The 20,261-nt window shown below is 66.0% G+C and carries 18 protein-coding genes and 1 pseudogene; 5 read left to right on the top strand and 14 right to left on the bottom strand.

Annotated features, from left to right (window positions below; translation table 11 throughout):
• Window positions 1-5: 5 nt before the first annotated feature.
• The 14 genes from LOC57_RS10270 to LOC57_RS10205 form a co-directional block, all read right to left on the bottom strand.
• The gene (locus LOC57_RS10270; RefSeq protein WP_229959508.1) at window positions 6-935 is read right to left on the bottom strand and encodes an urea transporter; all 930 of its coding nucleotides are present in this window, start codon (window positions 933-935) and stop codon (window positions 6-8) included.
• Complete coding sequence (locus LOC57_RS10265) at window positions 932-1,975, bottom strand: HoxN/HupN/NixA family nickel/cobalt transporter (protein WP_227910899.1); 1,044 nt, start codon at window positions 1,973-1,975, stop codon at window positions 932-934. The genes LOC57_RS10270 and LOC57_RS10265 overlap by 4 nt, the downstream gene beginning before the upstream one ends.
• Window positions 1,976-2,070: 95 nt before the next feature.
• Window positions 2,071-3,126, bottom strand: coding sequence for an urease accessory protein UreD (locus LOC57_RS10260; protein WP_229959506.1), 1,056 nt, complete (start codon window positions 3,124-3,126; stop codon window positions 2,071-2,073).
• A 26-nt stretch (window positions 3,127-3,152) separates the two neighbouring features.
• A complete protein-coding gene (gene ureG, locus LOC57_RS10255) occupies window positions 3,153-3,785 on the bottom strand; it encodes an urease accessory protein UreG (protein WP_227910901.1) in 633 nt (210 codons plus the stop codon).
• Window positions 3,786-3,831: 46 nt separating this feature from the next.
• Window positions 3,832-4,521 carry an urease accessory protein UreF gene (locus tag LOC57_RS10250; RefSeq protein WP_229959504.1) on the bottom strand — a complete coding sequence of 230 codons (690 nt, stop codon included), beginning with the start codon at window positions 4,519-4,521 and terminating at the stop codon, window positions 3,832-3,834.
• 9 nt (window positions 4,522-4,530) lie between these two features.
• Window positions 4,531-6,255: an urease subunit alpha gene (ureC, locus tag LOC57_RS10245; protein WP_227910903.1), complete on the bottom strand. Its 1,725-nt coding sequence runs from the start codon at window positions 6,253-6,255 to the stop codon at window positions 4,531-4,533.
• A complete protein-coding gene (locus tag LOC57_RS10240; RefSeq protein ID WP_227910904.1) occupies window positions 6,255-6,701 on the bottom strand; it encodes an urease subunit beta in 447 nt (148 codons plus the stop codon). The genes ureC and LOC57_RS10240 overlap by 1 nt, the downstream gene beginning before the upstream one ends.
• 61 nt (window positions 6,702-6,762) lie before the next feature.
• Window positions 6,763-7,662 (bottom strand): hypothetical protein, encoded by a 900-nt coding sequence (locus LOC57_RS10235; protein WP_229959502.1) that lies wholly within the window; start codon window positions 7,660-7,662, stop codon window positions 6,763-6,765.
• Window position 7,663: 1 nt separating this feature from the next.
• Window positions 7,664-7,969: an urease subunit gamma gene (locus tag LOC57_RS10230; RefSeq protein ID WP_229959500.1), complete on the bottom strand. Its 306-nt coding sequence runs from the start codon at window positions 7,967-7,969 to the stop codon at window positions 7,664-7,666.
• 223 nt (window positions 7,970-8,192) lie between these two features.
• The gene (locus tag LOC57_RS10225) at window positions 8,193-8,621 is read right to left on the bottom strand and encodes an OsmC family protein (protein ID WP_227910906.1); all 429 of its coding nucleotides are present in this window, start codon (window positions 8,619-8,621) and stop codon (window positions 8,193-8,195) included.
• 78 nt (window positions 8,622-8,699) lie between these two features.
• Window positions 8,700-9,047 (bottom strand): hypothetical protein, encoded by a 348-nt coding sequence (locus tag LOC57_RS10220; protein WP_227910907.1) that lies wholly within the window; start codon window positions 9,045-9,047, stop codon window positions 8,700-8,702.
• 153 nt (window positions 9,048-9,200) lie between these two features.
• Window positions 9,201-10,973: a 2-oxoglutarate dehydrogenase, E2 component, dihydrolipoamide succinyltransferase gene (gene sucB, locus LOC57_RS10215; RefSeq protein WP_229959498.1), complete on the bottom strand. Its 1,773-nt coding sequence runs from the start codon at window positions 10,971-10,973 to the stop codon at window positions 9,201-9,203.
• A 116-nt stretch (window positions 10,974-11,089) separates the two neighbouring features.
• Window positions 11,090-12,472: a dihydrolipoyl dehydrogenase gene (lpdA, locus tag LOC57_RS10210; RefSeq protein WP_227926550.1), complete on the bottom strand. Its 1,383-nt coding sequence runs from the start codon at window positions 12,470-12,472 to the stop codon at window positions 11,090-11,092.
• Window positions 12,473-12,661: 189 nt separating this feature from the next.
• A complete protein-coding gene (locus LOC57_RS10205) occupies window positions 12,662-14,191 on the bottom strand; it encodes a leucyl aminopeptidase (protein WP_229959496.1) in 1,530 nt (509 codons plus the stop codon).
• Window positions 14,192-14,445: 254 nt separating this feature from the next.
• Here LOC57_RS10205 and LOC57_RS10200 point away from each other — a divergent pair.
• The 5 genes and pseudogenes from LOC57_RS10200 to LOC57_RS10180 form a co-directional block, all read left to right on the top strand.
• Window positions 14,446-15,339, top strand: a pseudogene (locus tag LOC57_RS10200) (proteasome assembly chaperone family protein); the annotation flags it as partial.
• Window positions 15,340-15,555: 216 nt separating this feature from the next.
• Entirely contained in the window at window positions 15,556-16,905 is a 1,350-nt protein-coding gene (locus tag LOC57_RS10195; RefSeq protein WP_229959495.1) for an MFS transporter, read from the top strand.
• Between the two features lie 72 nt (window positions 16,906-16,977).
• The gene (locus tag LOC57_RS10190; RefSeq protein WP_229959493.1) at window positions 16,978-17,748 is read left to right on the top strand and encodes an ABC transporter ATP-binding protein; all 771 of its coding nucleotides are present in this window, start codon (window positions 16,978-16,980) and stop codon (window positions 17,746-17,748) included.
• Between the two features lie 10 nt (window positions 17,749-17,758).
• Entirely contained in the window at window positions 17,759-18,514 is a 756-nt protein-coding gene (locus tag LOC57_RS10185; RefSeq protein WP_227910913.1) for an ABC transporter permease, read from the top strand.
• Window positions 18,515-18,640: 126 nt separating this feature from the next.
• Window positions 18,641-20,053 (top strand): DUF4192 family protein, encoded by a 1,413-nt coding sequence (locus LOC57_RS10180; RefSeq protein WP_229959491.1) that lies wholly within the window; start codon window positions 18,641-18,643, stop codon window positions 20,051-20,053.
• Window positions 20,054-20,261: the final 208 nt, after the last annotated feature.

Below are 20,261 nucleotides of genomic sequence, written 5' to 3'. Positions count from 1 at the left end.
CATACCTAGGGGCGTTTGGCTGCGGGGATGTAGTGGGCAATCACCAGGAACACCCAGGTGGTGAGGATGTACGGCCAGGTGTAGGTGGGAGCATTCAGGTCATGCATGAGCACCGTGACCACCGCGGTCACCACGGTTCCGATGACGGCCAGGACCCATGAGACCGTGTTGCTCTTCAGGAAAACGACGGCGAGGGCAATGGCGGTCAATACACCGGAATAGCCGGCCAGGCCGTTTGCCGTCTCGGTGAGGGCCTCTCCCATGGCCAAGGCGCACAGGCTGCCCACCACGCTGCCCAACAACCCGGCGAGCCCCACTTTCCAGCCCGCTACGAAGAGGCCCAGCAGGATCAGGGCCCCTGACCACACGTTGTTGATCAGTACTACCTCAGACACATTCGTCAGCAACGAGCGCGCGAAGGCAAGCGGAGCCGAGTCGATGGTTTGTGACGGTCCCGAACTCACATGCAGCGCCTCGGTGCTGAGCAGTATTCCTGTCGCAACAATGCAGAACGGTGCCGTCGTCGACGGCAGCCCATAGACTCTCAGCGGCGTTTTCGTGAACAGTGCGACCACCAGCCACGTGACCGGGGCGCAGAGCGCACCGCCGATGAGCGCGATCGGATACGCCGCCCACTGGCCGCCAATGGCCGAATACGTTGCAGCACCGGCCAGGGCGCCGCAGAAGCCCTGCAAGCCTGCGGTAACGGACGAGGGATCGGCCCGAAGCAGGCGCCCTGCCACTGTGTTTCCCGCGCAGCCAATCAGCACGAGCAGGGCCATGCGCCAGTCGGCCACGACGAAGGCGGCCAGGATCAGCAGCGCCGTCCAGATGTTGCTCTGGAAGAAGATCTGGGACAGGCCCTGTCCCCACCCCTTCAGCCAGCCTGAACCCGAGATAGCCGAATCCGGGTCGGCCGCGCCTGCATTGCTCACGTCGTGTCCTTTCCCGGGGCGCCGTCAGGCGGCGCTTGGGCGGGTCGCGGTCCGGCCCACCGTTCCTCCACCCGGCCGAACCTCCAGTACGCCGTCGAGACGAGCCAGACGAGCACGAGGGTTCCTACGACGATGTAGCCCACGTTCTCCAGGTCAATGCCGGCCACCCACCCCGTGAGCGGGTCGCGCAGCCCGAGCTTCTCATTCAGCAGGCCAACCAGTTCGATGCCACCGATCATCACGGCGATCATCACGGAGAGGCCGGTGATGGTGAGGTTGTAATAGAGCTTGCGGATCGCGTTGACGCTCGCCCAGCCGTAGGCTTTGACCATTGCGGCCGAGTCGAGCGTGTCGAACAGGCTCATGCCGGCCGCGAAAATCAGCGGCAGGCAGAGGATGGCGTACCAGGGGAGCCCGGTTGCCGCACCCGTTCCGGCCAGCACGAGCAGCGCTATCTCGCTGGCGGTATCGAAGCCGAGCCCGAACAGGAAACCGACCGCGTACATTTTGCCCGGCCGGTCGATTGACCGCATCATGGGCCGGATCAGGCGGCTGATGAAACCGCGGCCCTGCAGATGCCGCTCCAGTTCCAACTCATCCAGATCTCCGTCGCGCGACGCCCGCCAGACCTTGAGAATCCCCATAAACGCGACGGCGTTGATGAGTCCGATCAGCAGCAGGAATACTCCGGAGATAACCGTGCCGAACACGCCGAGGCCGTTCCGGACGGCGTTCCCGTCATCGCTCAGCCCCACGGCCCAGCTGACCCCGAGCGCCAGCAAGGCCGCCATCAGGAACACGATGGTGGAGTGGCCGAGGGAGAAGAACAGGCCGACGCCGGCAGCCGGCTTGCGCAGGTCAACGAGCTTGCGGGTGGTGTTGTCTATGGCGGCGATGTGGTCGGCGTCGAAGGCGTGCCTGACGCCGAGGACATAGGCCACCACGGCAATGCCCACACCGAAGACGGATGAGCCGAGCTGGAGATGCAGCGGCTCGACCAGGACGAAGAACAGACCGAAGCCTGCAATGTGCAGGAGCAATACTGGAATGAAAGCACGTACCACCTGCGCCCGGTAGGAGCGCCCCTGCGTCGCGGCTTCCGTTTGCGTGTTGTCTCGCACCGTTCCACCCCTCTCTAGCTCTTGCGGATCACGGGAGCCCGTTTCCTGGTCAGCAACTCGTGCACGGCGGCCGCGGCGGCCGTGTTCGCTGCGGCCACGGCCACGGTGTCGTTGCCTACCAGCCGCATCCACACACCGGCTTCACCGGGTAACGTGCTCACCCCGAAGATCAGGTCGCCGCCGCTCTCCGCGACTGCCCGGTGCATGGTATCGGCGAGCTGAGCCGGCGGTACGAGGGGCGTGAAGACGTAAAGCATCGCAAGCACGTCATGGTTCGCGAGCACGCCGAGCCCGTTCACGCCGTCGGACCCTCCCGGCTCTCCTGCCCCGGGGCGCAGCCTCACCCGGTCCAGGGCAACGAGCCGGCCGTCCGGACGCCGCACCTCGAGGTCGGAGGCGTACACGTCATAGGCATGGCGTTCGCCGCGGGCGAGCCTGCCGGCGTACAGGGTCTCGCCGAGCAGCAGGGTGGCCGACGCGTCGACCACCGCCGATGTCTGCTGGTAGAAGCGCGAACCGGCGAAGGGGACCACGGCCTCGGGCAGGTACTCCGCGTAGGCGCCTTCTTCGACAGCGATGTTCATAATCGCGGAGGCGTAGTCATGCTCCATCCGGTAGACCCGTGTCTGGGTCTGGGTGGTCACATGCGCCGACGTGCCCGGCCCGAAACGCAGATCGGTGCGCAGCCTGTCTCCATGCAGGATGCCTCCGCCTGCCGACATCAGGTAGGTGTAGGCCATATCCGGGCGCAGCTCGTTGTAGTAGAGCGGATGCATTATCTGCAGCGGTGACTTCTGGTAGTGCTGCACCAGCTCGGTGCGGCCCCGGTTGCGGTCGAACCCCAGCTGCAGAATGCCCACCTTACCCGGGCTGCCAACGGGCAAACCCCGCCAGATTTGAGCTTGGTGCAGCACTTCTGCCGGCACCCGGGCCGGCTCATAGAACGCCGGTTCGAGCCGGTAGCCGCCCCTGCTCGGTTCCCGGCCGCCCGCCGGCGCGGGGCGGGGCAGTGCACTCACGCTGGCGAGCCGGGCTGCAGCGGCAGCGGTGTTTCCGGCCGGTTCCGCCATAGTTGCTGGGTCCGTCGCCTTCAGCCTCATCCGATCAGCTCGGTTCTGGCACCCCACTGGGACATGATCTCCCGCTGGAGTTCGTCAACCCCGAACCCGGTGAGTGAGTTCGTCAGAACTACGGGCCTGTCTTCACGCACCCGGTGCGCGTCCGACTCCATCACCCCGAGATCCGTGCGGACATACTGTGCAATGTCGATCTTGTTGATGACCAGGATGTCGCTGTCGGTGATGCCGGGACCCCGCTTGCGCGGCATCTTCTCGCCCTCTGCGGTGTCCAGCACGAACACAAACACGTCCGCCAGTGCAGGCGAGAACGTCAGCGTCAGATTGTCGCCGCCGGATTCGTAAATCAGTGTGTCGATCTCGGGAAACCGTTCCAGCATTTCGGCCCCTACGGCCAGGTTCATGGTCGGGTCGTCGCGGACGGCAGTATGCGGGCAAGACCCGGTCTCGACGCCCATCACGCGCTCGGGATCGAGGATACCGGCCAACTCACGGCGCACGTGGTGGGCATCCTCCTGGGTGTAGATGTCGTTTGTGATGACGCCGGGGGTGCGGCCGGCCTCGATCAGCAGCGGAACCAGCGCCTCCGTCAAAGCAGTCTTGCCGCTGCCAACGGGTCCGCCGATGCCGATCCTCAAAACGTTCTCGCTCATGGGTTCCTCTTTTTCGGTGTAGATGTCGTTCTTCCGTATGCGCCATTCAGCTGGAGAACAGCCGCGCCTCGGCCCTTTCGTGCCGGGCCGACATCACGTCCGCCATGGGCGCGCAGCCGCCGAGGTCAGCGAGATCGCGCTCAAGGGCGGCATCCGTCGCCTGCTCGATCACCCCGGACGTTTCCAGCAGGATGGCCTGCGCCTGCCGGTGGTCGGTCAGTCGAAGCCGGAGCGCGGCCCCGACGAAGCTCGCCGAAAAGGCGAACAGGTCCGCTGCAACAGCGTCCCTGGCGTCAACCCCGTTCGCCGCATACACCACAGCTGCGGCGACGGGCTGGCACCCGGGGGTGCTGCGCACCCGCACCCGCTCCCGGTATTCGGCTAGCAGCGCCTGAGAAGTCAGCTCGGCGCCCAGATCGATCAGCTGGTGCCCGCTGCGTACCGAAGCGGTGCGCATTTCGGCGTTCAGCTTTGAGGCGAAGAGCCGTTGGTCGATCTCCTGGACCAGTTCGACGTCGCCGTCCGCCGCCGCGCGGTGCGCGGCGGCGAGTGCGGTTGCGTCCGAAGGCCCGACGGCGTGCACCAACAGCTCGCCCAGCAGCTGCTGCACGCCGTCCCGGCCCACCAGGCGGGCCTGGCTGTACCCTTCGAGACTGTGTGACATCGTGTAAAAGCCGCTGGGGAAAGCCGAGTCCGCGAACTGCAGGGCTGTCAGCAACTGGCGTACATCCGTCATTCGGTGCCCCTAGGCGAGGAAGAACAACTGGGTCAACGGCAGCGACTGGGCCGGAGGGATCGTGGCCAGCGTGCCGTTGTATGTCACGTTGTAGGTCTCCGGGTCCACCTCGATGTTCGGTGTGGCGCTGTTGCGCACCATGTGCTGCTTGCCGATGCCGCGGCAGCGGTGCACCGGGAGCACCTGGCTCTGAAGCCCGAGCTTCTCCGGCACACCCTTGTCGATGGCCGCCTGGGACATAAACGTTGCCCGCGTGCTCTGCAGCGCCTTGCCCTGCGCACCGAACATGGGCCGGTAATACACCGGCTGAGGGGTCGGCAGTGAGGCGTTCGGATCGCCCATGAGTGCCCAGTTGATCAGTCCGCCTTTGACGATGAGCCGGGGTTTGGCGCCGAAGGATTGGATCGGCCAAAGTACGATATCGGCCATCTTGCCCTCTTCCAGTGAGCCGATGTAGTCGGACACTCCCTGGGTGATGGCCGGGTTGATCGTGATCTTGGCGAGGAAGCGCAGCACCCGGAAGTTGTCGTTGTCCGGGCTGTCCTCGGGCAGCTTGCCGCGCTGGTCCTTGCAGTGGTGGGCGATCTGGAAGGTGCGCATGAACGACTCGCCAATGCGCCCCATCGCCTGGGAGTCGGAGGAAACCATCGAAATGATGCCCTCGTCGTGGAAAACGGTTTCGGCGGAGATTGTCTCGGCCCGCACCCGGGAATCGGCGAAGGCGACGTCTTCCGGGATGTCGTGGGAAAGGTGGTGGCAGACCATCACCATGTCGAGCAGCTCATCGACCGAGTTGACGGTGTAGGGAAGGGTCGGGTTCGTCGACGACGGGAGGACGTTGGGGTGCCCGGCCACCTTGATGATGTCCGGTGCGTGTCCGCCGCCGGCGCCTTCGGTGTGGAAGGTGTGGATGGTGCGCCCGTCGATCGCGTCCAGGGTGTTCTCCACGTAACCGGACTCGTTGAGGCTGTCGGTGTGCACCGAGACCTGCACATCGTAGTGATCTGCCATGGAAAGTGCATTGCTGAGCGCTGCCGGGGTGGTGCCGTAGTCCTCATGTACTTTGAGTCCGGCCGCCCCGGCCTCGATCTGTTCCATCAGGGCCTCCGGCAGCGATCCGTTGCCCTTGGCGAGGAAACCCATGTTCACCGGCATTCCCTCGGCGGATTGGAGCATCCGGGCGAGGTTCCAAACACCGGGGGTGGTGGTGACGCCGTTGGTGCCGTCGGTTGGCCCGGTGCCGCCGCCGAAGATGGTCGTGATGCCGTTGGAGAGGGTCGCCAGCGCCTGTTCCGGCGAGATGTAGTGCACGTGCGAATCGATGCCGCCGGCGGTGGCAATAAAGTGTTCGCCGGCCAGTAATTCAGTGCCCGGTCCAACCACCAGCCGCGGATCCACCCCGTCCTGGGTGTGCGGGTTGCCGGACTTGCCGACGCCGGCGATCTTGCCGTCGCGTACACCGATATCGCCCTTGACCACGCCAAGCACTGGATCCAGGATGATGGCGTTCGTGATCACCAGGTCGAGCACGCCTTCCGCGGCGGTCGCCTGCGGGTCGGCAGCCATGCCGTCACGGGCGGTCTTACCGCCGCCGTAGACAACCTCGTCGCCGTAGTGGCCTTCGTTGTAGTCCTTCTCAATCTCGATCACCAGGTTGGTATCGGCCAGGCGGACCCGGTCCCCGGTGGTCGGTCCAAAGAGATCGGTGTACTGCTTGCGCGAGATCTTCGCCATCACTTCTTCCCTTCTCCTGCGTTACCCGTTTTCGCCGGGTTGCCCGTGTTGCCGGCACTGGGTTTGGCATTCGGTTTGCCGTTCTGGAACTTGAGTTCGTTCATCCGGTCCATCGCCCGAATTTTCGTTGCCGCAGAATCGAGCCCGCCGTCTACGAGGTTGTTGAAGCCGATGACCCGGCGGTTGCCGGCGTAAGCCGTCAGGGTTACCTCTTTGGTGTCGCCTGCCTCGATGCGGATACCGGTGCCTGCCGGCACGTCAAGGTGCATGCCGTAGGCGAGTTCGCGTTCAAACAGAAGCGCCTTGTTGGTTTCGAAGAAGTGAAAGTGGGAGCCGATCTGTATGGCCCGGTCACCTGTGTTGCTCACCAGCAGCTTGACGCTCGGCCTGCCGGCATTGATCTCGATCTCTTGTTCTCCGTGGTCATAAGTGGGGCTGCCCAGCATGGTGATTCCTTCCCTTGCGGCGCAGCGCGGCCGCACATGGTGTTTCAGTGGGGGATTCCGGTCAGCTCGAGCCGATCGGGGCGGGGTGGTGATGGGTGTGGCCGTCGCCCGCCCCGTTGCTGTGGATGTGGGAGTGGCCGTTAGCCTCCTCGAAGGCGTGCGAGTGGGCATAACCGTGACTGTGGTCAGCCTGAAGGCCTGCCTCAATGCCGGTACGGCCGTGCCCGAGGGCGTGCAGTGCGTCATGGACCCGTTCGCGGATGACGCGCAGAACCGCCTGTTCGCTCAGCAGGGCACCGTAGAAGCCGGTGTCGGCAAGTGCGCCTTCGCCGAAGGGGACAGCTTCGCCGTGCACGGCGGCCACCCGGCGGAACCCGGCCGGTACAACCACCGTTTCCGTACTCCCAAGCAGCCGCATCCGCCGGACAGCTTCCAGGAGTGCCTCCGTGTCCTCGACAGCAGCCGTTTCCACCGGGTTGCCGGCCCCGTGGGTCCGCACCAAATGCGCGATGCGGTGGAGTTCGGCGTCGTCGAAGGGGTTGGCTGCATCTGCAACTATCAACACGGCTGCGCGGGGTGTGCGCCGGCGCACCTCGACGGCGGCGGTCCGCAGCCACGCCGTGAGGTGGTCGGCCGTGCCGAAAGCGTCCGCCAAAGCCAGCGGCGCGGCGGCGCTGTCCCGGGCGCCTTGGGCACCGAGCCACTTGAGCGTTTTCGCCGTGTCGGCCACGAGAGTCGGATTGCGCCCGAAAGTCATTGGCAGCACGACGATTGGTGCCGCCTCCGCGCCGGAGATGTTCCGCGCGCACAGCCGGGTGAGGGCGTTGTGCAACGGCCGTCCGGCGGGGGTGACGAGAGCGTCGGGGATCATATCGGTGAGGAAGGAGAAGTCCGCACCGTTGCCGCTCTCGTGCCCTCCGACCAGGACCACCGTTGCACGCGGCTCGGCGGGCCCGGTCAAGTCACGCCCCAATGGGATCGTGACAGGAGACCAGCTTGCTGCCGTCAACGAAGGTCGCCTCGACCTGCAGGAGAGGCAGCCGCTCACGCACGCCGTCCATGCATTCGGACTCGGAGACGATGGTCTTGCCGAGCTCCATCACCTCAGCAACGGTCCGTCCGTCGCGGGCGCCCTCCAGGATTGCCTCGCAGATGAGGGCGGTTGCTTCGCTGACACTCAGCTTGGTTCCCCGGTCGCGCCGCTTCCGGGCCAGATCAGCAACCTGGTAGATGTAAAGCTTGTCGATTTCTTTGGGAGTGAGGTTCATTTCTTTACCTTCAGCCGCAGTTGCGATGCTATCGAAACCGCTCCCTTGGCGTACGGGCCAAGCTCGCTTGCAAACCACGCTACGCGGACCCCGGCGGGGCCAACACCCCGTCCACCCGGATGCCGGAGCAAAACCCTGCATTGGGTTTGACCGGGCTCGAAAGACGAAAAGCCCGGACCGCAGCAATCGCGGTCCGGGCCTTGATGCCTGGGATGTGGGAGGCCTAGGACTCCAGGGTGGCGTCCATGGTGATGTCGATTCCTGCCAGGGCCTGCGAGACGGGACAGCCGGTCTTTGCGGATTCGGCGAGGTCATCGAACTGCTCGGCGGTCAGACCGGGGACCACGGCGGTGACCGTCAGGTGGCTGCCGGTGATGCCGGTGCCCGGGACGAAGGTAACATCGGCGGAAGTCGAGATCCGCTCGGCGGTCTTGCCCGCCTCGGCCAGCGCATTGCTGAAGGCCATGGAGAAGCAGGCCGAATGGGCCGCGGCAATGAGTTCCTCCGGGCTGGTTTTTCCGTTGGCCTCCTCGGCACGGGCCTTCCACGTGACGTCGTAGGTACCCAAACCGGAGCTGTCGAGGGTTACATCGCCCTTGCCGTTGAAGAGGTCGCCGTTCCAAACGGTGTGGGCTGAGCGGACTGTAGCCATGGGGGGCTCCTTAAGCAGTGATGGGATGGGGCCGGTGGAAACCGGCGCCATCCCATCCTATTTCCGCTGGTGTGCGGACTACCACATGGTGGCGAGGGCGATGTTGACGATCGTGAGGATGCCGACGCTGTTGGCCAGGCCGGCGGAGACGGGCTCATCCTTCTTGTAGCGGCGCTGGCCGATGAACGCGAGCACGGCAATGACCAGGGCGATCAGGAGCTTGATGCCGATCTTCAGGTGGTTGACGTCGCCGTCGCCCGCCTCGGCGATGGCCACCAGGGCCAGTCCGGTGACCAGCTGGAGCAGTGCGCCGTGGAACTGGCCCGGCAGCACCGTCGGGTTCTTGATCCGCGCGAACCACAGGCCAACGATGATGGCCGCACCGAGGATGTGCAGGAAAACAAGGAAGCTTTGAAGGATATCCATGCTTCCAGTTTACTGACGCACTGTCAGCACAACGGCCCGATCACGCAGTGCCGCCGTAACTTTTCTACAACATGTAGAGAAATTGCGGCGGCCTTAACGACGCAGGGCGCCCTCCCGTACGGGAGAGCGCCCTGCGGCCGTTCGGGCTGGAACCTAGAGGCCCAGGTCGGCCTCGAAGTTGCCCTCTTCCAGGCGTGCCTTCAGCGTCTGCAGGAACCGGCCTGCGTCAGCGCCGTCCACCAGGCGGTGGTCGTAGGACAGGGACAGGTACATCATGGAGCGGATGGCAATGGTGTCGTTGCCCTCGGCGTCGGTCAGGACGACGGGACGCTTCACGATGGCGCCGGTGCCCAGGATGCCTACCTGCGGCTGGTTGATGATCGGGGTGTCGAACAGGGCACCCACGGAACCGATGTTGGTGATGGTGAAGGTTCCACCGGAGAGCTCATCCGGTCCGATCTTTCCGGCCTTGGTGCGCGATCCGACATCGCCGATGCGCTTGGCAAGGCCGGCAATGTTCAGGTCGCCGGCATCCGCGATGACGGGAACCAGCAGGCCCTTCTCGGTATCCACCGCAATCGCCAGGTGTTCGGCGTCGTGGTACGTGATCTGCTGGGCGTCGGAATCGTAGGACGCGTTCAGCTTCGGGTGCTGCTTCAGTGCCTCGGTAACAGCCTTGGCGATGAAGGGCAGGAAGGTGAGCTTGGCGCCGTTCTGCTCCAGGAAGGAGTTCTTGGCCGAGGCGCGCAGCTTAGCGATGCGCGTCATGTCCACTTCCTGGACCTGGGTCAGCTGGGCCGAGACCTGCAGGGATTCGACCATGCGGCGGGCGATGGTCTGACGGATCCGCGGTGCCTTGACCGTGGTGCCGCGCAGCTTCGCGCTTTCGTCGCTGATCTTCGCCGGGGCTGCCTTGTCAGAAGCGGCGGAGGACGACGCCGGCCCTGCAGCGGGCTGCGGGGCGGCGGACTTCTTTGCTTCGGCGGCTTCGAGGACATCCTGCTTGCGGATGCGGCCGGCGACGCCGGAACCCTTCAGCGTGGACAGGTCCACGCCGTGCTCGTTGGCGAGCTTGCGCACCAGCGGAGTCACGTAGGTGCCGCCGTCGTTGGAAGCCTCAGCCTTGGGAGATTCCTGCTTCGGTGCTTCAGCCTTGGGGGCTTCCTGCTTGGGAGATTCCTGCTTCGGCGCTTCCTGCTTGGGAGCTTCCTGCTTCTCCGGCTCAACAGCCGGCGCTTCGCGCTCGTCCTTGGAAGCGGCCGCTACCGGCTCGGCTTCCTTCGGCTCGGCCTTGGCGGGAGCGCCCGCACCGGAACCGATAACGGCGAGTACGGCGCCAACCTCAGCGGTGTCATCTTCATTGACCCGGATCTCCAGCAGCTTTCCGGCCACGGGGGAGGGAATCTCAGTGTCGACCTTGTCGGTGGACACCTCAAGCAGCGGCTCGTCCATCTCGACGTCGTCGCCCACGGCCTTCAGCCAGCGGGTGACGGTGCCTTCGGTGACGGACTCGCCCAGTGCGGGCAGGGTGACCTCGGTGCCGTCGCCGGAGCCGGCGGAGGAACCTTCGTCGGCAGCGGGAACCTCTTCGGCTGCGGGGGCAGGAGCCTCTTCAGCCGGGGCTTCCTGCGCGGGGGCTTCCTGGTTGGCGGCGCTGCCGCCGTCGTCCTGCTGGGAATCGGAGCCGGAACCGTCGCCGATGCGCACAAGCGCGGCGCCGACCTCTGCGGTCTCGTCTTCGGCAACGAGGATTTCCTCGATCACACCGGCCACGGGGGAGGGGATCTCCGTGTCGACCTTATCGGTGGACACCTCGAGCAGGGGCTCGTCGACCTCAACGCGGTCGCCGACGTTCTTCAGCCAGCGGGTGACGGTGCCTTCGGTGACGCTTTCACCAAGGGCGGGTAAGTTCACGGTTTCAGACATATTGTCCCCGTTTCTCCTTATTAGATCTTTTGTGACCAGCCGTACCGCTGGTGCTGGTGATGAATTCCCCGGCGCATCCGGTGCTCCGTCTGCGCCGGGGGAGTGAAGCTTAGGTATTAACCGTGAAGGGGCTTGCCGGCCAGGGCCATGGCTGCCTCGCCCAACGCTTCGTTCTGCGTCGGGTGGGCGTGGATCAGGCTGGCAATATCCTCAGGGTACGCCTCCCAGTTAACGATCAGCTGGGCCTCGCCGATCTGCTCTCCGATGCGGCCGCCGATCATGTGGACGCCGACAATGGGGCCGTCCTTCTCGCGGACCATCTTGATCAGGCCGGAGGAGCCGAGGATGGAGGTCTTGCCGTTGCCGGCCAGGTTGTATTCCTGGACCTCGACGTTTTCGGCGCCGAACTTGTCCTTGGCCTTGGCTTCGGTCAGGCCGACGGAGGCGATTTCCGGCTCGCAGTAGGTGACCTTGGGGATGTTGACGTCTTCGACGACAACGGGCTTCAGGCCGGCGATCTCTTCGGCCACGAAGATGCCCTGCTGGAAGCCGCGGTGGGCCAGCTGCAGGCCGGGGACAATATCGCCCACGGCGTAGACGTTGCCGACGCCGGTGTGCAGGCGCTCGTTGGTGATGACGAAGCCGCGGTCCATGGTCAGGCCCGCTTCCTCGTAGCCCAGGTTGGCGGTAACCGGGCCGCGGCCCACGGCCACGAGCAGCAGATCCGCTTCGTACTTGGTGCCGTCGGCCAGCGTGACGACGACGCCGTCGTCGTTCTGCTGGACGTTGTCGAAGAAGATGCCGGTGCTGAACTTGATGCCACGCTTCTTGTAGGCACGTTCGAGCTGCTTGATGATGGCTGCGTCTTCGTTGGGGACCAGGGAGGGCAGGCCCTCCACGATGGTGACGTCCACGCCGAAGGAGTTCCATACGGAGGCGAACTCGACGCCGATGACGCCGCCGCCAAGGATGACCGCGCTCTTGGGCACGGTGTCCATCTTCAGGGCCTGGTCGGAGGTGATGACCTTGCCGCCGATTTCCAGGCCCGGCAGTGAACGGGAGTAGGAACCGGTGGCCAGGATGATGTTCTTGCCCGTGTAGGTCTGGCCGTTGACCTCAATGGTCTTTTCGCTGGTGAGCTTGCCTTCACCCTCAATGACGGTGATGCCCTTGGACTTGATCAGGCCCTGCAGGCCGCGGAACTTGCCCGCGATGATGTTGTCCTTGTAGGAGTTCACCGCCGTCATGTCGATGGAGTCGAAGGTGGCGTTGATGCCGTACTTGGAGGCCGTCTTGGCGTTCTCGGCGATCTCCGCGGAGTGCAGGAGCGCCTTGGTGGGGATGCAGCCGTTGTGAAGGCAGGTCCCGCCCAGCTTCCCCTTTTCAATGAGACCTACGGAGAATCCCAGCTCCACGGAGCGCAGAGCTGCGGCGTAGCCGCCACTGCCTCCGCCGAGGATCAGGATGTCGAACTCTTGCGCAGCTGCCTTATCGGCCACTTGGACGCTCCCTCGCGTAATCGTTGACGCGCCCATGCGCGCCGATGAGTATTTGGGCGTTTGTGATCAGGTCTCACCCTATCGCCCCCTACCACCTGCATCCACTTGGGGACAGGCGGTAGGGGGCGAAGTGTAATGAGAAACACCAGCAACAAACGTCAGTTCCGTTTCACGGAACCGGATCGGATGCTATGAAGCGCGGGCGACCACGTCTTCCGCGTAGGCGACCAGGGTGCGGACGGCGACGCCGGTGCCCTCCTTCGGGACGTACCCGTACGGAGCGCCCTCGTTGAAGGCGGGGCCGGCAATGTCCAGGTGGGCCCAGGGGATCTTGGTGCCGTTGACTTCGCCCACGAATTCGCGCAGGAACGTGGCGGCGGTCATCATGCCGCCGAAACGCTCGCCGTGGTTGGCAATGTCAGCCACCTGGGAATCCAGGCTGGCACGCAGTTCCTCCGGAATGGGCATCGGCCAGAACAGCTCGCCGGAGCGGTCCGCTGCAGCCTTGACGGCGTCGCGGACACCTTCTTCACCCATCACTGCCGAGACCCGGTTGCCCAGCGCGATCATCTGCGCACCGGTGAGGGTGGCGACGTCGATGATGACGTCGGGGCCTTCTTCACTGGCGGCAACCAGGCCGTCGGCCATCACGAGCCGGCCTTCGGCGTCGGTGTTCAGGACCTCAACGGTGCGGCCGCCGTAGGTGGTCATCACATCGGAGGGCCGCTGGGCGGTGCCCGAGGGCATGTTCTCGGCAATGCACAGCCAGGACGTGACCTTGACCGGCAGGCCGAGTTCGGCGATGGCCAGGAGGGCGTTGAGCACTACGGCCGCGCCGCCCATGTCCGACTTCATCGCCTGCATGCCGGCGGCCGGCTTCAGGGACAGTCCGCCGGAGTCAAAGGTGATGCCCTTGCCCACCAGGGCGAGCTTGGCCTTCGGGCGCAGCGGCGAGTACTCGAGCTTGACCATGCGCGGCGGGCGGGCGGAGCCCTTGCCGACGCCCAGGATGCCGCCGAAGCCCTCGCGTTCAAGCTTCTTTTCATCGAACACGGTGACCTTCACCGGCAGGGACTTCGCCAGGTCCTTGGCTGCGGCGGCGAAGGTTTCCGGGTAGAGGTGGCTGGGCGGCTGGTTGACCAGGGTGCGGGTGGCGTTCACGGCCTTGCCGAGGATGCGGGCGCGCTCGAGGGCGGGTTTGAGTGCCTTGTCATCAGCGGCGGCCGTGATCACGGTGATCGCCGAAACCGGAGCGGGGACCTTCTCGGCGGTGGCGGCGCTGCGGTGCTCGGTGAAGCTGTAGGCGCCGAACAGGGCGCCTTCGGCGACGGCGGCGGCGTCCGCCACCGTGCCGGCCGGAAGGGCCAGGGCTACTGAGGCGGTGCCGGCAATCTGGCGGACAGCCGAACCGGCAGCCCGGCGCAGGGTCTCTTCCGAGATGGCGACACCGGGGGACACGGCACCCAGGCCGGTGAGGACGAGCATGTCCGCATCAACTTCGGGCAGTCCGGGCAGGCGGTGGACCTGGTCGGCGGCACCGGTGACGCCGAGCATGGGCAGCGAAGCAGCCAGGGCAGCGGTGGCCTTGGGGGAAAGCGGGCTCTCGATCAGGACGGGACCGTCGGGGGTCTGGCCAACGCCGACTACGAGGGCGTTGGCGGAGACTTTCCGCCCGTCCTTGGCTACTGCCGACAGGCTGGGCTCACTGGCTTTGTTCACGAAGCTGCTTCCTCACGTTTCTGTGTTGCTTTGCCGTTACCAGACCGATCGTAGTCTCTTGCCGTGTGCCGGCGCGCAACGTTGCGCGCCGGAGCATGGTGTCCGGGCGTGCGCGCAGGGGCGCGGCGCGGAATGAATCGGGTACCTGCGTGCGTTTACCCTTGAGTAAGGGGCGCAGCAGGGCTGATACCGCAGGATGCGGGCCGGCATGCGGCGCCAACCGCTTTGGAACGAGCCGCCGGGAGGGGTAAGACATGCTTGATCCGTTGACCCTGTTTAATTTGAATCCTGAGGTGGCGGACTCCGCGGACCTCCACGGACTGAAGCTTCTGGCCGGCTTTACCGGTTTCGCCGAGGCCGGTCATGTGGTCAGCCAGATCCGTGACGAACTCTTCGACGCACTGGATTATGACCTGGTGGCTACCTTCGACGCCGACCAGCTGATCGACTACCGGAATCGCCGGCCGCAGATCTCCTTCATCGAAGACCACCTAAGCGACTATGAACCCCCGCGGCTTGAGCTGTACCGGATGTACGACGGGCTGGGGGAGCCGTTCCTCTTCCTGACCGGGTTCGAGCCGGACCTGCAGTGGGAACGCTTCGCCGCCGCTGTGCTGCACCTGGTCGATCTCTTCGAGGTGGAACTGGTCTGCTGGGTCCACTCCATTCCGATGCCCGTCCCGCACACCCGCCCCATCGGGGTCACTACCCACGGGAACCGTCCCGACCTGGTGGAGGGCATCAGTTCCTGGACCCCGATTGCCCAGATACAGGCCGCCGTCGGGCACGTGCTCGAAATCCGGCTCACCGACGCCGGCGTCGACGTCGTCGGCCAGGTGGTCCACGTACCGCATTACCTCGCCGAGGCCGAGTTCCCGCCCGCCGCCGTCGCCGGCCTGGAGTACCTGGGCGCTGCCGCCTCGCTGGTGCTGCCCACTGACCGGCTACGCGAAGCCGGGCGCGACGTCGAGCGCCAGATCACCGAGCAGGTGGAGGCCTCCGCCGAGGTCAAGGGCGTGGTGGCTACCCTGGAGAAGCGCTACGACCAGTACACCGAAAGCATCGTCACGCGTTCCCTGCTGGTCAAGGACAACGATGAACTGGCCAACGCCGACGAAATCGGTGCCGCTGTGGAGGCCTACCTGGCCAGCCCGCAGGCCGAAGAGGAATCCGAAGCCCTGTGGCCGGAGACCCAGCACCCCGGCACGGACGGGGCGATGAACACCCAAGAAGACCGACGCGCAGATCAGGAGAATGCACCGCATGCCACGGAGGGCACGGATCAGGGCCGGAGCGATAACGACGCCGAAGGGCACCGGGACCAGGCCTAGCCTGCGGCAGGCCTGCCCGAAGCGGGCCGGCCGATGAACGGAAAACGGGCCTGGCTCGTCTGGGGAGTAGGCGTTTTCGCCTACATGGTGGCCGTCACCCAGCGCACCTCCTTCGGCGTCGCCGGGCTGGAAGCCACCGAGCGGTTCTCCGCCACAGCCTCCGTGCTGTCCGTTTTCACCGTGGTGCAGCTGCTGGTGTACGCCGGGCTGCAGATTCCGGTGGGCGTGCTGGTGGACCGCTTCGGTCCCCGGATGCTGATCGCGGCCGGTGCCGCCCTGATGATGGCCGGGCAATTCCAGCTTGCGGCCGCCGAGTCGGTAGGCGCGGGCATCCTCGGCCGCTCCCTGGTGGGAGCCGGGGACGCGCTGACCTTTATCTCGGTGCTGCGCCTGCTGCCGGCCTGGTTCTCCGGCCGGAAAATCCCGGTTCTCACCCAGTACACGGGCATCGTGGGGCAGCTGGGCCAAGTTGCCAGCGCCATTCCTTTTGCCTTTGTGCTGCACCGCTTCGGGTGGAGCACCGCCTTTGTATCCGCCGCTTCCCTGTCCCTGCTGGCGCTGGTGCTCACCTTGGCGTGTGTGCGGAACCGGCCCGACGGCGGTGAAGCGCCCGTGCCGCTGCCGCTCCGCCAGACCGGCACGTCCCTGTCCGAAGCCTTCGCCCAGCCCGGCACCCGGCTCGGCATGTGGACCCACTATACGGTGCAGTTCCCGGGCACCGTGTTCGTGATGATGTGGGGCTTCCCGTACCTGGTCAGCGCCGAAGGCGTGGCGCCTCCGGTCGCCTCGGGGCTGATGACCTTCTTTGTGGTGGTGGCCATTGTCTGCGGCCCGTGGATGGGTTCCTGGGTCGGACGGCATCCCCTGCGCCGGTCCACCATGGTCCTGCTGATCGCCGGCGCCATGGCCCTGGGCTGGCTCGCCGTGCTGCTGTATCCGGGTCCGGCGCCGCTGTGGCTGCTGGCGCTCCTGGTCGCCCTGCTCGCCGTCGGCGGCCCCGGATCAATGATCGGTTTCGATTTTGCGCGGACCTACAACCCCAGCCACCGGCTCGGGACCGCCACCGGAATTGTGAACATCGGCGGCTTTATTGCCTCCCTGGTCAGCATGTACCTGATTGGCGTGGTGCTGGACGTGCTGAACAGCAACGGGTTCTCCGGCGGAGACCTGTACGCCCTGGGCTCGTTCCGGATCGCGCTGGCCGTCCAGTTCGCCGTGATGGCCGTGGGCGTGCTCGGCATCCTGCGCACGCGCGCAAAGATCCGCTCCCGGCTGGCCGACGCCGGCTCGCCGCTGCCGCCGCTGCGCGCAGCCCTGGCCCGGGAGCGCCAGCGCCGCCGGGAAGAACGCCGGGGGACTGCCGGCGGTGACGGCCGGCGCTAACCGGCGCTTCGCCGTGCCGGCCTGCCCGCTGCACCCTTGACCCGGTGCTGGCCGGTGTCCACAATGAGCGGCATGACCGGTGCACAGGCCCTGGGCGGCACAGTGGCCGCTGCAGTAGTGGATGTCCGCGGACTGGCCAAGGGCTTCCGCGGAGTGACCGCTTTGGAGGACGTTACGTTCTCGGTAGCAGCCGGCGAAACGTTCGGAATCCTCGGACCCAACGGGGCCGGCAAGACAACCACAGTGGAGTGCGTTACGGGTGCGCTGCGGCCGGACGCCGGGCAGATCAGCGTCCTGGGAGTGGATCCCGCCGCAGACCGGGCGGCAGTGCGGGAACGGGTGGGCTACCAGCTCCAGTCCGCGGCCCTGCCCCCTGCCCTGCGGGTAGAGGAAGCGCTGCGCCTGTTCGCCGCCTTTTATCCTGCTCCGGCGGACGTGACGGACCTGCTGCGCACGGTGGGGCTCGACAAACACCGGAAGCGTCCCTTCGCCAAGTTGTCCGGCGGACAGAAGCAGCGCCTCTCGATTGCCCTTGCCCTGATCGGCAATCCGGATGTGGTGGTTTTCGACGAGCTGACCACGGGACTGGACCCGCAGGGCCGGCGCGATGTCCGGCAGCTGATTCAACGGGTGAAGGACGGCGGCATCACGGTCCTGCTGGTCACCCACTACCTCGACGATGTCGAGCGTCTCTGCGACCGCCTCGCCATCATCGATGCCGGCCGGACACGGTTCGTCGGGACGCCGCAGGAACTTCTTTCGGCGTCCGGCGGGAACGACGGCGGTGCCGGCTCCCTTGAGGACGCTTACCTGGCATTTATCGAACAGCCTGCAGGAGAGTGAAGGCACGGCCATGCGCACGCTCGGAGCCCTGACATCCGCTGAAGCGAAGCTTTACCTGCGCAATCCGGTGAGCATTTTCATGGCTTTGATCCTTCCCTCGGCCATCCTGCTGCTGCAGGGGTTCGTGATGCCCGGGACGACGGCGCCGATGGGTGGAAGCGATCCCCTCTATGCCAGCCTCCGCCCCATCGACCTGCTGGTTCCCCTGGCCCTTGCGGTGGCACTGTCCAGTGTGGCGGTGACCAACTATCCCTCCGCCATCAGCGGTTACCGTGAGACCGGAGTGCTGCGCCGGCTGGGGGTGACGCCCGTGGGTGCACACCGGATCCTGTTTTCCCAGTGGATCATCAGCGCCGCTTCGCTGGCGGTGGCAGTGACCCTGGCCATGCTGCTTGCCCGGGTGGCTTTTGACAGCCTGATGCCGAGCAGCATCCCGCTGGTTGTCCTGATCCTTGCCTTCGGAACCGCCGCCATGATGGCGGTGGGATCTCTCATCGCTGCCCTCGCCGGGACCTCGCAGACGGCCTACGGTATCGGGTTCCTGGTCTTCATGGCGTGTATGTTCACTGCCGGACTGTGGACGCCCGGACCGTTGATGCCGGAGGGTATCCGCCAGATAGCGGCCTTTACCCCGCTCGGTGCCATGACCCAGGCGCTTACCGCTGCCTGGTACGGCGGGTCGGTTACGGCCTTTCCCTTCCTGGTGATGCTCGGCTGGACCGTTCCATCTGCCGTGGTGGCCGCGAAGGTTTTCCGCTGGAACTGACCGGGCACATTCGGCTGCGGATCACTCTTCCTCCACCGGCGGGACTGAAGGCGGCCTGCCGGCCGTGTGTACACAGCCGCCGGGCAGGCGCTGTTACGGATGTGTGCACGCAGGAAGCCTTGCGGCATGAGCATAGAACCGGCCGCCGGCACCCCGCAGAACCCATACCGCGTCTGCGCCCCGGCAGACATCCTCAGCCTGATTCCGCACACCTTGGGCTTCGAACCACGGAACTCACTGGTGCTGCTCGCGCTATGCGGCAACCGGCTCGACGCAACCCTGCGCCTCGACCTGCCGCCTGCGCGGGGCCTCAAGCCCGGCACCAGCGCCGCATATGCGCTCAATGCCTGCCGGTTCATGGCTTCGGACCCGCGTGCCGACGGGGTCCTGCTGGCCATGTATACCGATGAGCCCTGGATCCAGCCCGCGCACGCACCATACCGGTCCCTGATCCGGCGCATGGCGAAGGAATTCGGTGCCGCCGGCATCCCGCTGCAGGACGGGTGGCTGGTGGGGCCGGACACCTGGCGCAACTATTTCTGTGTCCGGCCCCACTGCTGTCCCTGGCCCGGGACACCTCGGCAACAAATCGCCGACAGCATGCTCAACACCGAACTCGTGTACCGCGGGAGTGCGTACGCCTCCTCCTTGGAGAACGCGGTAGGGGAGTCCTTTCCGCCGCCGTGGGGCAACCACGAGCAGGTGGCCGAGGCCCAGGAGCGTTTCACGGCACTGGTCGGCGGGCAATGGAACGGAAAGGCGCAGTTCCGCGGAACACTGCTGCTCTGGGCAAAGGCCGCCGAAACCGACGGCGCCGGATCGGGCAGTGCAGACCCGGGCAGTGCTGACCCGGGTCTTGCGGGCTCCGGAGACCCGGCCCCTGCCGGAGGCTCCGCCCCTGCCGTCGCAACCCGGCTGCGGGAGGACCCGGAACTGGCTGGTTTCCTGCTGGCAAGCCTGCAGGACCGCTCCGTCCGGGACACGCTGCTGGTTTTGGGCGCGGCCGGCGCCCAGGCTGCCCTGGCCGGGGCGGAAGCCAACGGCCTCACCTCCCGGCAGGCGCAGCCGCCGGTATTCCCGGCGCCTGCACTGCCTTCGGAGCCGCTGCATTCGGAGCCTTTGCCTTCCGAGCCGCTGCGGGGAACACGGGCCCACGGGACGCTTGCACCCGTGCCCTTTGCCGGGCAGGACACGGGCCGGGCAGAGGGACGGCCAACGGCAGCAGCGGATTTTCGGAACATCCTGGTGGGCACGAGCCCGACGGTCCCGGATTGGAACATGCTGGACCGAACCTACGCGGTGTTCAGGGACCTTGTTCCGGTGGCCGCAGGAGACCCAAAAGCGGCGCTGCTCTGTCTCTTGGCGTGGATCGAATGGGCCCGCGGACGCGGATCCCGCTCTGATGTTTTCCTGCAGCACGCTTTGGACGAGTCGCCGGGCTACCGGCTGGCGCTGCTGCTGCGGGAACTACTGGGAACCGGTGTCCTGCCGGACTGGGCCCGCTCCCGGGCCGGCTCATGGCCGGGGGAACCGGGGTAGCAGGGGTAGCCGGGGGAGTGTTGAGAGCAGTGGAGCATGCAAATGTGACGGCTCCGGGAGCGGGGGACGGCGGCGAACGGGAGTCCGGGCTGCGGATGGAGAAGGGCCGCGCCGGAACGGGACTGCATGATGCGCAAGCCCCGTGCCGTAGCTGCGGATGCCCGCACCGGTGCTGTGGCAGGACGGAAAACGTGCGACAATGGGAACC

Origin of the sequence: Arthrobacter sp. zg-Y750 (assembly GCF_020907365.1) — a bacterium.
Taxonomy (GTDB): domain Bacteria; phylum Actinomycetota; class Actinomycetes; order Actinomycetales; family Micrococcaceae; genus Arthrobacter_B.
The sequence above is the reverse complement of the archived record's forward strand: the minus strand, read 5'-3'. Positions and strand labels throughout refer to the sequence as shown.

What these genes read in the sequence shown, in the direction of transcription:
- LOC57_RS10260 (WP_229959506.1), bottom strand. Translation starts at nt 3,126, where the DNA reads ATGGCGGAACCGGCCGGAAACACCGCTGCCGCTGCAGCCCGGCTCGCC.
- ureG (WP_227910901.1), bottom strand. Translation starts at nt 3,785, where the DNA reads ATGAGCGAGAACGTTTTGAGGATCGGCATCGGCGGACCCGTTGGCAGC.
- LOC57_RS10250 (WP_229959504.1), bottom strand. Translation starts at nt 4,521, where the DNA reads ATGACGGATGTACGCCAGTTGCTGACAGCCCTGCAGTTCGCGGACTCG.
- ureC (WP_227910903.1), bottom strand. Translation starts at nt 6,255, where the DNA reads ATGGCGAAGATCTCGCGCAAGCAGTACACCGATCTCTTTGGACCGACC.
- LOC57_RS10240 (WP_227910904.1), bottom strand. Translation starts at nt 6,701, where the DNA reads ATGCTGGGCAGCCCCACTTATGACCACGGAGAACAAGAGATCGAGATC.
- LOC57_RS10230 (WP_229959500.1), bottom strand. Translation starts at nt 7,969, where the DNA reads ATGAACCTCACTCCCAAAGAAATCGACAAGCTTTACATCTACCAGGTT.
- LOC57_RS10225 (WP_227910906.1), bottom strand. Translation starts at nt 8,621, where the DNA reads ATGGCTACAGTCCGCTCAGCCCACACCGTTTGGAACGGCGACCTCTTC.
- LOC57_RS10220 (WP_227910907.1), bottom strand. Translation starts at nt 9,047, where the DNA reads ATGGATATCCTTCAAAGCTTCCTTGTTTTCCTGCACATCCTCGGTGCG.
- sucB (WP_229959498.1), bottom strand. Translation starts at nt 10,973, where the DNA reads ATGTCTGAAACCGTGAACTTACCCGCCCTTGGTGAAAGCGTCACCGAA.
- LOC57_RS10195 (WP_229959495.1), top strand. Translation starts at nt 15,556, where the DNA reads ATGAACGGAAAACGGGCCTGGCTCGTCTGGGGAGTAGGCGTTTTCGCC.
- LOC57_RS10190 (WP_229959493.1), top strand. Translation starts at nt 16,978, where the DNA reads ATGACCGGTGCACAGGCCCTGGGCGGCACAGTGGCCGCTGCAGTAGTG.
- LOC57_RS10185 (WP_227910913.1), top strand. Translation starts at nt 17,759, where the DNA reads ATGCGCACGCTCGGAGCCCTGACATCCGCTGAAGCGAAGCTTTACCTG.
- LOC57_RS10180 (WP_229959491.1), top strand. Translation starts at nt 18,641, where the DNA reads ATGAGCATAGAACCGGCCGCCGGCACCCCGCAGAACCCATACCGCGTC.